Origin of the sequence: Vibrio profundi (genome assembly GCF_043642225.1) — a bacterium.
Classification (GTDB): Bacteria; Pseudomonadota; Gammaproteobacteria; order Enterobacterales; family Vibrionaceae; genus Vibrio; species Vibrio profundi_A.
Genome location: NZ_JBHZSF010000009.1, coordinates 128,181 through 141,684, shown reverse-complemented (window position 1 = coordinate 141,684; position 13,504 = coordinate 128,181). Strand labels below are relative to the sequence as shown.

The following is a 13,504-nucleotide window of genomic DNA, read 5'->3' as shown; positions in this document are numbered from 1 at the left end:
CTATCAAATTAATTGATATAGTTTTTGTGCGGAGTAGAATGAAATCAATTGCTCATAAAAACCTGATTAAAAGAGTGTTTATTGGTATCAGTTGGATCATCTAGGGAAGAAAATTTGCGTTATTCATTAAAACAACTCACCGTCTTTGACGCGGTCGCGGATTCAGGAAGTGTCAGTGCTGCGGCAGACAAATTAGCCTTAACTCAATCAGCGACCAGTATGTCGTTGGCTCAACTCGAGAAAATGCTTGGCCGTCCTTTATTTGAAAGGCAAGGAAAGCAAATGGCGCTGACCCATTGGGGAATGTGGCTACGACCAAAAGCAAAGCGCTTGTTGCAAGACGCCCAGCAAATAGAAATGGGCTTTTACGAGCAGCATTTATTAAGTGGAGAAATTAGATTAGGAGCGAGTCAGACACCTGCCGAGCACCTAGTGCCCGACCTCATCAGTATTATTGATAATGACTTTCCTGAGATGAGAATTGACTTAGGTGTAAAGAGTACTCAAAGCGTGATCAATGGCGTTTTAGATTACAAATACGATTTAGGCATTATCGAAGGTCGCTGTGACGACAATCGAATCCACCAAGAAGTGTGGTGTCAGGATCACTTAACTGTGGTCGCTTCAGCTCATCATCCATTTGCGAAACGTGACAGAGTGAGTTTAGCTCAACTCGAACAAGCCAAGTGGGTGTTACGTGAACATGGTTCAGGTACTCGAAAAGTTTTTGATAGCTCGATTCACCATTTAATTGCCGATCTCGATGTGTGGCGAGAATACGAACATGTCCCAGTACTTCGTAGCTTGGTTGCAAATGGCCAATACTTAACGTGTTTACCTTATTTAGACGTAGAACGCTTCATTGATGCGGGTTTGCTCGTTGCGCTCAACGTACCTGAGCTAGAGATGGATAGAACCCTTTCCTTTATCTGGCGTGCAGATATGGCTGAAAACCCTTTGGCTGAATGCATTAAGCGAGAAGGGAAGCGTATGATGAAGAGCAAACCATCAATTCTATAAATAACCCTATAACTGTTTCTGTTGATTTATCGATTGCATCACAAAACCATTTATAAAGTGACACTCTTATACATTGCAAATGTGACTATGATCACCTGAATTTTGCGCTCGTTACCTTAGTATACTTCCTTGATTTCTTGTGAGGCTAAGTTCAGTAGTTCTACTGCTTAGAAAAAGTTATGAGTACATTAGTCGCGATTTCGTTAACAACGGGTATTTTGTCTGGCATCTGGGGATGGGTAGCCATTTCTTTTGGTTTACTTTCTTGGGCCGGATTTTTAGGCTGCACCAGTTATTTTGCTTCACCAACCAGTGGAATAAAAGGACTTGCGGGTAGTCTGTTGACGAATATGAGTGGTGTATTCTGGGCCATGGTCATTATTCATGGTTCAACTTATGCGAGTTTAGAAATTCTTGGTTACGTAATCACTGCTATCGTTGCATTCTTTATGTGCATACAAGCAAAACAATCTTGGCTAGCCTACATTCCAGGAACGTTTATCGGCTCGTGTGCAACATTTGCAGCAAATGGAGACTGGCAGCTTGTCATTCCTTCATTAATTGTTGGCGGCGTGTTCGGTTACTTGATGAAAGCGTCTGGACTTTGGCTACACCAGAAATCAACCCAGTCTTCGGAAGATGGTAAGCAATCAATCAAAGTGTCTGCAAAAAAACTGCAAGCATAATTGAAAGCATGTTATTGAATGGAAGATTAACCCCCAATTAATTTGTATAAAGTATTTGTACAGGCACACCGTTTTGGTGTGCCTTTTTTTATTAAAGTACCTATCAAATTTATTTAGGTATTACCGTTGGCCATGGTAATGACGCGCTTGAGTGTCCAGCGAAGTAATAATGGGATACATTCTTGGCCTTGGTTTTCACAGTGGGAAACGATCGCAAGAGCAAGATCCGGTTTGGCGTGCTTCTTGAGCACCCTAGTGACCACTTTTTTAGGTGGAATAGGATGATCGTGTGGGATCTTGACCATATCTTTAAAGAAATTCTCAAACCCATTCGAATACAAAAAGTGTTCGATATCCTTATCAGGTAATTCCGTTAATCGGTGACGTGCTTGATCATTGCCAAGTTGAGAGAGAACCGCAGCGGCGTATTTCTTCCCTGCGGCATCTCCATCTGTGACAACATGCCAATCTATGCCAAATGCCTTAGCAACCTTTATCAATGCTTTTAGCCCTGACTGAGCAAACTCTATGATTTGGACACCTTCAGCGGCCAAATTAAAGCCACACTGATTGGCGAGTTCATTAAACAGCCATACTTCCGTTTCACCTTCAACCAATAACCAACATCGCGCGAACAGCGCTCCTGAACGGTGAAAGCGAATATGGAAGCCAATGCGTCTCAGTTCATCTTTACAAAATTTGTTGGTGCTTAGCTGAGTTGCAATGGTTTTGTCTGACTGTCTGACCAAACGACGAATAGACTGGAGAGGGACTGCTGCGAGCAATTCACCACTATTAGTCGTGAGAATTTTTTGCATCGGCAATTGCTGCAATAAACTCCATGCTCTTGCTAAATGAGTAGGGTGGAGTCGTCCTTCTGGATCTTCGAGGATCAGTAAAGGCCGGGCACAACGGCGTAAATCGGTTGGACCTTTTGCTTGCAAGTAAGCATTGAGCAGCCCCATAAACAATAATCGGGTTTGTTTATTACTGGTTTCTTCAACAATTTGGTGAACGCTTTTATCGTTTGGCGCCACGGAATACAACAAACCATCGCGGGGCTTGCGTGGATTCTTACGAGATTGACTCTTAAATGAAAAGTAGTGGTCCACTAAACTCTGCATTGAATTCAAGCTACTGCGCATTTCACCTTTATTCACGTGTCCAGGAATCGCTAGTAAACGGCGGCATGTGTTATCAATACGCTTTTCTGCACGAGCATTGATACTCGCACCGCTCTGAGCCACTTGAAACGGACGATCAAAATAGCGAGAGTCACGTAAGCGAATAACCGGATGCAGCGTCATTAGCTCTTGCGCGAGTTTTTCTGAATGGTGAAGCTTTAAAGGATTACCTTCTAAGTCAAGAAACGCATAGTGAGTGGTGGTTTCGTATTGCTCTAATGTGGCACTGATACGGTAGTAGATTCGAAACGTACCAAATTCATCTTCAATCCATATCGGTTTGAGTCGACGATAGCGTCCTGCGTTCAATTCACTTTTGTCGTTTGCTTTCAGAGCAAGAATGATCTGCAGGTGTTGAGACTGAGGGTGAGAAATCGAATAATCGACATGAAAATCTTGCATTTCAAACTGATAAGGGACGCCATCGGCAGGCAAGACGACCGACAGTGCATCTAATAAAGAAGACTTACCCCATGTGTTTTCACCGATCAGTGTCGTAAGCTCATCAAAGGCCAAAGACATTCGTTTGATACCACGGAAGCCAGAAATCTCTATTCTTTCTAATTGCATAGGCTGCTCCTTACGGGCTGATCTGCTAATTCATTGAAAGCTAACAGATATATTCAATCATAATAGATAATTGGCAATGGTGTAGGATTCATCGTCACAAATCAGAGCCATTTATGATTGAATTTATGCGCCTATATAATGTGACCGTGGAAAAAGATAACAAATTTCTTTGCATCTAAGTTTCATAAAATTCACGATTCTGTCATGATTCTCAACCTAGTATGGAAGGGTAAAAGAGAGAGAAATTATGACTAAAAAGAATAAGCCAGTGAAAATGCTGCTGGCACATATTAATGATACCCATTCATACTTTGAACCAACGTCATTACAGCTATCACTAAAAGTGAACGAGAGCATCATTGAACCTTATGTGAGTGCTGGTGGATTTGCGAGAATAGCGACCCGATTTAAACAGTTGAAGCAAGACGCAAAAAGGCAAGGCAAGGGCACCTTATTTCTGCATGCCGGTGATTGCTTTCAAGGCACACTTTACTTCTCGCTATTTAAAGGCTTAGCAAACGCCGATCTACTTAATGCTTTGAATATTGATGCGATGACACTCGGCAATCACGAGCTCGATATGGGTAATGAGCCCGTTGCACAATTCGCACAAAAAATTCAGTTTCCTTTGTTGGCGGGGAATTGGGACCTGACAAACGAAGACACTTCGAAACAGTATCGATTAGCGACTAATGACAAAATAAAGCCTTATATCGAAGAGTCGCAAAGCGCTTCGTTCATCATCAAAGAGTTTGACGGTGAACCGGTAGCAGTATTTGGTCTATCGCTCGATAAAATGTCGGACATCGCCAACCCAGACCCAGACACACCATTTATTAATGCCATTCGTACTGCCAACAATACGGTTGCTGAGATCCGTAAAGCAGGGATAAACAAAATTGTCTTACTCAGCCATTTAGGCTACGACGCAGATTTAGACTTAGCCAAACAGGTATCCGGCATTAGCATCATTGTAGGCGGGCACAGTCATAGGTTACAGGGTGACTTTTCTGATTTAGGGTTAGCAAAGGATGACGACTACGGCGTGAGAATCAATGATACCTACGTCGTTCAAGCTGGGTTCCACTCCATGAGCCTAGGTCACTGTGAAGTTGAGTTTTCTGAAAACGGGACCGTCAATCAATTTAAAGGTAAGAATGAACTGCTTCTTGGTCGTCGCCTTTTCTTAGATGCAAACTTAAGTCAAATGGGTAACGATAGTGCCCACGGTTTAGCGTGTGACTATCTCAATCAACATTTGAACGTCTCAGTGTGTAAAAAGGACAAAGACATCCAAAGTATTCTCGTTGACAAATACTTGCCTCGTGTACGTAAACTCCAAAAGCAAATCATCGCTAAAACAGACACGAAACTACGCCACGTCCGTATCCCTGACGAGAAAGGCCCTAGTCAACTGGCTCCACTAGTGGCCAAGTCGTTTGTGCACAGTATGAACAAGAAAGGCTATGCCGCTGACTTTGCGATTCACAACGCAGGGGGAGTACGAAACTCACTTAACGCCGGCGAAGTATCGGTGGCAGATATTGCCGGAAAACTGCTACCTTTTGCCGTTCCTATCGGTGTTTACAAAATAAGCGGCAAAGCGTTGCAACAAACGCTTGAAGGGGCAATTAACAATGCCCTAGATAATGGGGTTGTCGGGACGGGGTCAGGCAGTTTTCCGTATACACATAATTTAAAATACACTTATGTGGCTGATAACCGCATGGGCGAGCGAATTACCAATTTAGAGGTCTTAAACTCTGAATTAGGATGGCAAGCGGTCGCTCCTGAGCAAGAATACCTCGGTACTTCCTCAGCCTATACGATGAAGGGCAAAGAAGGCTACGATTCGATACTAGAAAAAGAAGAAGAGGGCGTCGTGACTAACATGTCAATGGCGGACTGTTTTATTGAATACTTGAAAGACAGTCCTAACGGGTTAGCAGAACCGTTAAGCTTCGATTGCTTACGTTCGTCCTTGGTATAGGATTTGCTATAGAGAACTCACTACCTAGAAAACAATGATGTTGAACTAGGTTAGGGAGTAAGCATGTGGAAACAAGATTGGGTTGATACTGCTGTCGTCGTGGCATGGGTATCAGCATGGTCAGCACTCGTCTACTTTGTACCAATAGCAGGCGTATAGTTAGCATGGGAATATATGCTTTCAATAAATAGTGTTAACCGACTTAAAACATTAAAGGAGCGTTTCGCTCCTTTTTGTTTTTATCGTTCAAATAAAGCTAGACGCACTCAAAATTCAGGAATACTATCCACTTGTTTGGGGAGTAGTTAGCGCAAGTTTACTTATCGTCATCTCGTTAAGCGAAAGCTTATCCGGTAAGTAAAGGTGGATTTTTCGTCCACTTCAACGAGACCAACGCATTCAACACCTTAGTACTATCGTACTGGGGAATTTTTGTATGCGGAAGGTCTAACTAAACAGTTCTTCCGCCCGGAGGAATGATGAACTCAACACAATCCTTATCTGTTATCAGCACAACAGCTGAACAAACAATCCATACTTCTAATACCATCACATACGTTGGGTTTTTCCTGCTGACGCTAGTATTAGTCGCAATCGATATATATCAAACCCGTGGTGGCAACATTACTATCCGAAAAGCTGCAATTTGGAGTGTTTTCTGGTTTTTGCTTGCATTTGTCTTCGCTGGTTCTATCTATCTGTTCTGGGACGTTTACGCACCAAATAGTAGCTATACATCAGAGAAAGCCGTGCTTTCTTTCATTACTGGCTATCTATTAGAAAAGTCGTTAAGCGTTGATAACTTATTTGTATTTGCGATCATTTTTTCGCAATACCAGGTGCCTGAGCACTTACGTCCAAGAGCATTGCTTTGGGGGGTAATTGGTGCGTTGGTGCTAAGAGCAATAATGATAGCGGTTGGTGCGCAGCTACTAGAGCAATACCACTGGATACTTTATGTCTTTGCGGCATTCCTTATTTGGACAGGTATTAAACTCGCATTTGATAGCGAGGGGGAGTCGGTAAGCCCTTATCCAGAAAAGCTAATCCGTAAGTTTGCTAATGTGACGGACACATACCATGGTAACTCGCTCGTAGTAAAACAAGCAGGGCAATGGTTTGTTACTCCAATGGTTCTGGTAATCGGTGTTATCGCAGTTATGGACGTGATGTTCGCATTAGATTCGATACCGGCAATATTCGCGGTGACTAGAGAACCATTCTTAGTATTAGCGGCTAATGTATTCGCCCTACTTGGACTAAGATCTTTGTACTTTGTTTTGCAAGGAATGATGGATAAGTTTGTTTATCTTAAACCAGCGCTATCGTTCATTATGATCTTCATTGGTATCAAAATGACATTGGTGGGAACAGCATGGGAAATCCCAACGGTTATTTCTTTAGGCGTGTTGGTGTCAGTAATGACCTTAGCGGTTATAGCGTCGATTTATAGTAAAAGAAAACCAATTGAAATATCCAATTAATCGCTAGTAAAACTAATCCTAATAACCAAGTAAACCTAAAAATGGCATCACAGTTCAAAATTAATAGTGTTAAAGAATTGTGATGCCAGTCATCTTATAAAGTTTCTTATTTATACAATACTCACCCACTTAGCAGTATTGTGAATTTTTATTCAAGTTAAGCGAGTCGATATGGCGACCCGTTGTTAACACCTTGTTTCATTAGAAAATGTAATGCGAAAGTTCAAATTTTGTCATTTTTTAACCGCCATATTTTCTCTTATTATTCTTACCAACAAAACGAATCACGTTAACAAATTTATAGAGAGGCAATCATGGCTCAAGCAATGCAAATGAATACTATCGCTGTTCCAAACTCTATGGATAAGAAGACCTACTCGGTTAACTTCAAAGGATTGATTGCTCACATTCTAGATGTACTTTTCGTAGATAACAGCGCTCCGCGCAGCTACTACGCAAATGACTTATCTGGTCACATGCAAAAAGATATCGGCCTATACCGTTAATCTAAACGCATTAGAATTATTAAAAACGCTAGCATTTTGCTGGCGTTTTTGTTTTGTACTTAATATTCATTAATACCCTCCATTTACCATTTAAGCTACACGCTCTGAAAGATAATATTTGCAGCAACGGTCTAGCTAGTCACCTCTGTTCATTCTTGGTGATCTATGAAACTACTGTTATTGCTTTCAATTACGTCGCTACCTCTCTATGCGCAGACGTGGATCCATCAAGGCCCACCAGCGCAAATCATCGAGCTATTTACCTCTGAAGGGTGCTCCAGTTGCCCGCCTGCTGATGAGTTTTTAAGTGAATTAAATGACTCAAATGCACTTTGGGAGGACGTCATACCAGTTGCCTTTCACGTTGATTACTGGGATTACCTCGGTTGGCAAGATCCTTATGCTCAGCCATCATTTACGCTAAGACAACAGCTCTACAGAAAATATGGTGTCGTCAATAGCGTTTACACACCAAGTTTCGTCGTCGATGGTCAAGAATGGCGTGGTTTCTTTAACTGGTTAGATAGGGAGCTTCCAGACACCCCCAGCGTCAGCGCTAAACCGTTAGTCATGTCGCTCCACAATAACGAAGTCACGGTTGAGTTTGCCGAGACAGGGACTTTTGACCTCACACTCTTATTGATCGCCAACGAACGAATCAGTTATGTAAAAGCAGGAGAAAACAAAGGAAAGGAGCTGAAACATAATTTCGTTGTATTAGAGCAACACCAACAACGTAGTAATGACAGTTCTTGGAGTTTGGAGCTAACAAATAATGAGTTTGACACGATCGCCGCTTGGGTTACGACGACAAGCTCATTTAAACCAGTGCAAACCGTTGCTGGCAATGTTTCTAAAGAGCAATAGGTTTCTAAAGAACAATGGCTTTCTAAAGAAAAATAGCGCACTGAGTATGCTAAAGATCCCGCTATACTTACTCTGTTAAAGACATTGCAGCTCAGATGATAAGGACACTTTCACTCAATGAGCTAAGGAGGGTCTATGACAATTTCCACAAAACTTAATCGGTATTTACAAGAACACGATATCGATTATCAGACAATCGAACATGTTCACACCAACGGTTCATTAAGTACAGCCGTGGCGTCTAGAGTACCGCTAAACCAGGTCGCTAAAGCTGTCGTCCTACAAGATCATGATGGACACAATATGATGGCGGTGCTACAGGCCGATAAGAAGATCAGCATGTCAGCGTTAAACGCAAAATTTAATGCGAAGTTCCACCTAAGCCGTGAAAAAGAAGTATATAAGATGTTTTCCGATTGCGACGAAGGCGCTATACCTCCCATTGGAGAAGCATACAACATGATGATGGTTTGCGATCAGCTACTCGATAACTTAGACGAAGTTTACATTGAAGCTGGTGACCACCAAACGCTCCTCAAAATCGACCGACAAGACTTCAAAAAAATCACATCACATGCGAAGCACACGCGTTTCGGTAAAGAGGTTTATCATTAATACTTCTGTGTTCTATAAAAGGCGCCGGTGAGCGCCTTTTTGAGCATCGCCACCCAGCGCATTCCGTTTAATAATCCCTATGAACTACTATTAGAAGGTGCCTCTTTTAGACAAATACAATTTGTCAGCACTAACACGGGTTACTCCCTTGAGATGAATACAGATTATTTGACCGACATTATCATCTTACTTTCCGCTGCCATCATTATTGTCCCCATTTTTCAATCTTTAGGGTTTGGGTCAATAACCGGCTACTTAATGGCGGGGATTATTCTTGGGCCGTCCGGCTTATCTTTGATCGATGGGCTAACAGAAATATCCCACTACGCTGAATTGGGCGTTATCTTTCTATTGTTTGTCATCGGAATTGAGATTAGCCCCTCGCGATTATGGCGGATGCGAGAATTAGTGTTAGGGCTCGGGGTTTTGCAGGTACTGGTTACTGGTGGTGCTTTAACACTTGCCATTAAGTTGGCATTTTTGACTTCTTGGAAAATCTCGTTACTTCTTGGACTCGCCCTAGCGCTATCTTCCACAGCAATAATATTGCAATTACTCACGGATAAAGAGGCGCTTTCAAGCGAATACGGGAGGCCTGCGCTAGGAGTCTTGTTATTTCAAGATATCGCGGTTGTGCCGTTACTCGCACTCGTATCATTCATAGCAACGCCTGAATTCACCATTGTTCAAGATGTCTCTTACGCTCTATTGGAAGCCTTTGTCATACTGACACTGATTGTCATTTTAGCGAGGTACATTCTCAACCCCTTGCTCGCACTCATCGTAAAAGTTCGCTCACCCGAAATATTCACTGCATCAGCGCTTTTACTCGTTCTTGGGGCGGGGCAGGCTGTTCAAAGTGTCGGGTTGTCGATGGCAATGGGGGCATTTATTGCAGGTCTATTGATTGCCGACTCTCACTACCGATCACAAATAATCTCCGAGATTCAGCCGTTTAGAGGCCTGTTGTTAGGGTTATTTTTTATATCGATGGGGATGTCGCTAAGTATCGAAACATTTTTGGAACAACCTTGGGTTGTGATTGGCGCTACGGCCGGGTTAGTCACCATAAAGCTAATAGCACTATGGCCATTGTGTCGACTATTCAAAATAGAGAAGAAGGCATCCATCGCTGTAAGCTTTTTATTGGCACAAAGCGGGGAGTTTGCTTTGGTTATTTTTGGCTTGGCAAAAGGGCTCGATCTTATAGAACTAGACTTGTATCAAACATTACTTACTGTCGTACTATTAAGTATGTTTGCGACACCGCTATTAGAGCGCATAGCGCACAAAGTATTTACGAGTAACATCCATTGATATTCTCAACCGCTAGATACAAAAAAGGCGCTAGACAGCGCCTTTTTTACAGTAAGAATGTTTTCTACTTCTTACGACAGAACTCTGCAATAACGTACATTGACTGACCACCATTCGTCTTGCCCGACACAAGCTTCGGATCGTCACCAACGCTGATACCACGAATCACGGTACCTTGTTTAATAACTTGGTTCGTACCTTTAACTGGAAGGTCTTTGATTACCGTTACGTCGTCACCTTTTTTCAGCTCAACGCCATTTACGTCCAGTGGCTTGTCGTCAGCTGACATGCCAATTTGTGCCCAAACCGATGTTTCTTCTTCCATGTACATCATGTCTAGCGCGTCTTGAGCCCAGCTTTCAGTGTTAAGGCGAGTCAGTTGGCGCCAAGCGGTAACTTGCACTGGAACTTCTTGACTCCACATGCTGTCAGTTAGGCAACGCCAGTGGTTAATATCTTTAGGATCATCGATCTCACCTAAACACTTATCACATACCATAATCCCGTGGTCCACAGTAACGTGGCTATGTGGCGGTACTGCGTATGCAGTAAGAGAAGAATCAGAACCACATAGTTCGCATTTAGATTGGCAGCGTTCAAGCATAGTTGCTTCAGAAGACATAATGAACTCACATTTTATAGGTATTAATAACGGGGCTATTATGCACTTTATGAAAGAGATTGAAAGAGGTCGTACGGTATTCTGTCTTGATTAATTTTGATTGGAGAGGTTTTTAGGTGATGACAGAATCAAAGTACCCATATTTATCCGAATTGGCACTAAAAATAGGACGAAAACGCCAGCAAAAAAAGCTGGCGTTTGAATTATCTTAGATCTCGCTGATTATTCTAAGATAGAACTACTGTTATCTACTGAACCCAAATCGTTATCAAGCATAAAATCAACCAATTGAGTTTGCATTCCAGTGTGGTGAGCAAAATCTAATGGCAGTGGTGTACTGTCATCTTGTGGAGCCACAAATGTACTGTGTTCCGCAACCTCACTAAACTTAACAAAATCCTTTACACCATTAGGGCTAGTGCTTGATGAATCGACTACCGTAAGCTCGAGCTTCGTCGCTAAAGGTGTAGTCCCTGCAAACGGTGCACCATCGACAGTGTTTGGTACAGTCTCGTCACCCTGCGCTTGACCCATATAGATAGGTAACACCGGTTCGCCAGAACTCAGCAAATGGCTGGCGTTAGTATATGGATCAATTGTATCCAGTACTGTCTGCGCTGCGTAAGCAAACTGTTGGAACGCTGAGTCCATCACTGCTAATTGCTCTGTCGTGGCTAAACCTTCGAAGGTTTCGTAGCACGTCTTATCATCCAGACTACCACAGTTGTCAGATGCAAAGCTTGCATATTGGCTTGATGCGCTCGATGCGATGCTATGTTTAACCTCAGGGCCAAATTCCGTCGAACCTAGTAATAAATTAGATATCTGCCCACCAGAATTCTGGATTGAAGCCGCAGCAAATGTATAAAGCGCATCAGCTTGATCGCTGCCTAGCGTACGATTTGCTGTTGCTACCGCTGTGGTACCCACTATTCCGCCCAATGAGTGGCCTAGTAATTTGACTTCAGATGCTGGAGTAAAACCTTTTAAAGGTGATGCGGCTAGCAGGTTGGCGCTATAAGAAGCAGTAAGGGAAGTTCTTAGCCCCATAACATCCAATACACTTTGGCGAACATTGTCACGGGCAACAGGAAGATAAGTCAGGTTCAAATACGCCGACGTATTACTATTGGCTGAGCGAGTATCGTCTAAGCTACGCGTACCGTGGATAGGTAAGTCAATAGCAAGAACGGCAAGGCCTGCGTTAGCCATGTTATAGGCAAACGCATACGCATTCTCTTTAGCTGAAGTAATACCGTGTTGGTATATCACCACGTCGGTAGGATCTGAGCCATTTGGTGTAAATAGCAAAAACTCTACAGTTTCTAAAGACTTAACTTGGGGAACAGGTGAATATCTAGTGATAACTCTTTCACTATCTAGCGCTGTACCATCCACTAGAGTCAAATTTAAACCAATCAGCTTCAATTGCTCTGTTTGACTTGTGGCTAATAAAGTCGGATCTATTCCCGCTGTCACTAACTGAGTCGCCATATGTGTTGCTTCTGCAGGATCCGATAACGCGCTGCTTACTTTTGCAAGGCTTGGCATTGCAGACTCAAATGGCTGAGAATTCCAACTACTTTCACTTTTCTCGAGGTAATGAGGAAGCTGAACGAAACCTTGTGTCACATCAATAGTCGCGCCAGAGCCACCATATAAAGCGTTTATCGATGCTTTCAAAGTCGCCGTTTTAGCTGCGTCACCCTCGCCTATGTACTTGTCAAAATCTTCATCAGTATTTAACGCTGCTGAAAACTCTTGCGTCGCACCGAACTGCATCGCGTAGGCAGTACTCAAATCCACGTCATTTGGATTAGCGCTATCTTTCCAAACATCGTTTAGACCAGTCCCACCAAGCCCTGTCGCTGTCGCCGCTTTTGTCGCATATAATGAGTCACCAACGGATTGTGTGCTAAACCAGCTTGAGTAAATAATTGTTGTAGGATCGCCGACTACACCCGAAAGGCCAAAAATGCCTTCGACTCCTTGTGTAACTTGCTGCGCTTGAGCAAGGCTACCTTCAGAATACATGGTTGATGTAGATTTCAATGCCGCATAACTCGAAGACATACCTACAGCATCACCATTTGCATCTACAACATCGTTAGTCACAGCAAAAATATATTCGCTCGACGCGTTCAAATCTTTTGTAAAACTAATCACTAAAGATGTACCGCTACTAACCACTGAAAAATCAGTACCATTGGTTAGTACTCGTTCGACACCAGGAGACCCAGTCATACTTTCCGTTAACTCAATAACGTACACACCATTGGAGACCGCTGCTGTTGCAAAACCTGCGCCCTCAAAGGTTAAAATGATTGGCATAGTTGTCGAGTAACCATCAGCGGTATTCATAGCAGCCAGAGGGTTAGTTAATGCATCGTCGCCACTTGTTGGTATACCTAATGTCCCATCGGTTGAATCCATTAGCGCAAAGCTTGGTAATGGAACCGAAGCGTCAGACCCACTAAGGTTGAATTTAATGTTAGTTGGTTGGCTTAACGACTCTTGAATGTGGGCTTCATACTTAGAAGTAGATGTAGCACCTGTAGATTCCGTTTCATCACCACAACCAGCTAAGAAAATCGCAGTAGTTAAAACTGAAAGTTTGAAAATATGCTTCATAATTATGTCCTA

The 13,504-nt window shown here is 42.8% G+C and carries 11 protein-coding genes and 1 pseudogene; 8 read left to right on the top strand and 4 right to left on the bottom strand.

What is annotated here, in order from left to right:
* The first annotated feature begins 114 nt into the window (after positions 1-114).
* Positions 115-1,020, top strand: coding sequence for a LysR substrate-binding domain-containing protein (locus ACHUFI_RS14805; RefSeq protein WP_394250418.1), 906 nt, complete (start codon positions 115-117; stop codon positions 1,018-1,020).
* A 179-nt stretch (positions 1,021-1,199) separates the two neighbouring features.
* Positions 1,200-1,706, top strand: coding sequence for a DUF1097 domain-containing protein (locus ACHUFI_RS14800; protein WP_394250416.1), 507 nt, complete (start codon positions 1,200-1,202; stop codon positions 1,704-1,706).
* A 113-nt stretch (positions 1,707-1,819) separates the two neighbouring features.
* Here the strand turns inward: ACHUFI_RS14800 and ACHUFI_RS14795 are convergent, their stop codons facing one another.
* Entirely contained in the window at positions 1,820-2,344 is a 525-nt protein-coding gene (locus ACHUFI_RS14795; RefSeq protein WP_394250519.1) for an ATP-dependent nuclease, read from the bottom strand.
* Positions 2,345-2,404: 60 nt separating this feature from the next.
* Positions 2,405-3,412: pseudogene (locus tag ACHUFI_RS14790) on the bottom strand (DUF2813 domain-containing protein); the annotation flags it as partial.
* A gap of 295 nt (positions 3,413-3,707) precedes the next feature.
* Between ACHUFI_RS14790 and ACHUFI_RS14785 the strand changes: the two are divergent.
* The 6 genes from ACHUFI_RS14785 to ACHUFI_RS14760 all read left to right on the top strand — a co-directional run bounded on the left by ACHUFI_RS14785 (position 3,708) and on the right by ACHUFI_RS14760 (position 10,239).
* Positions 3,708-5,450, top strand: a complete 1,743-nt coding sequence (locus ACHUFI_RS14785; RefSeq protein ID WP_394250414.1) for a bifunctional metallophosphatase/5'-nucleotidase — start codon at positions 3,708-3,710, stop codon at positions 5,448-5,450.
* A gap of 479 nt (positions 5,451-5,929) precedes the next feature.
* The gene (locus ACHUFI_RS14780; RefSeq protein WP_394250516.1) at positions 5,930-6,934 is read left to right on the top strand and encodes a TerC/Alx family metal homeostasis membrane protein; all 1,005 of its coding nucleotides are present in this window, start codon (positions 5,930-5,932) and stop codon (positions 6,932-6,934) included.
* Between the two features lie 314 nt (positions 6,935-7,248).
* Positions 7,249-7,440, top strand: coding sequence for a hypothetical protein (locus tag ACHUFI_RS14775; protein ID WP_137357463.1), 192 nt, complete (start codon positions 7,249-7,251; stop codon positions 7,438-7,440).
* 165 nt (positions 7,441-7,605) lie between these two features.
* The gene (locus ACHUFI_RS14770) at positions 7,606-8,307 is read left to right on the top strand and encodes a DUF1223 domain-containing protein (protein WP_394250412.1); all 702 of its coding nucleotides are present in this window, start codon (positions 7,606-7,608) and stop codon (positions 8,305-8,307) included.
* Positions 8,308-8,442: 135 nt separating this feature from the next.
* The gene (locus ACHUFI_RS14765; protein ID WP_394250410.1) at positions 8,443-8,922 is read left to right on the top strand and encodes an aminoacyl-tRNA deacylase; all 480 of its coding nucleotides are present in this window, start codon (positions 8,443-8,445) and stop codon (positions 8,920-8,922) included.
* Positions 8,923-8,961: 39 nt separating this feature from the next.
* Complete coding sequence (locus tag ACHUFI_RS14760) at positions 8,962-10,239, top strand: monovalent cation:proton antiporter-2 (CPA2) family protein (RefSeq protein ID WP_394250408.1); 1,278 nt, start codon at positions 8,962-8,964, stop codon at positions 10,237-10,239.
* 64 nt (positions 10,240-10,303) lie between these two features.
* On the opposite strand, the gene ACHUFI_RS14755 is transcribed toward ACHUFI_RS14760, so the two are convergent.
* Both ACHUFI_RS14755 and ACHUFI_RS14750 read right to left on the bottom strand, forming a co-directional pair.
* The gene (locus tag ACHUFI_RS14755; RefSeq protein WP_394250406.1) at positions 10,304-10,861 is read right to left on the bottom strand and encodes a PhnA domain-containing protein; all 558 of its coding nucleotides are present in this window, start codon (positions 10,859-10,861) and stop codon (positions 10,304-10,306) included.
* A gap of 222 nt (positions 10,862-11,083) precedes the next feature.
* Complete coding sequence (locus tag ACHUFI_RS14750) at positions 11,084-13,492, bottom strand: VolA/Pla-1 family phospholipase (protein ID WP_394250404.1); 2,409 nt, start codon at positions 13,490-13,492, stop codon at positions 11,084-11,086.
* Positions 13,493-13,504: the final 12 nt, after the last annotated feature.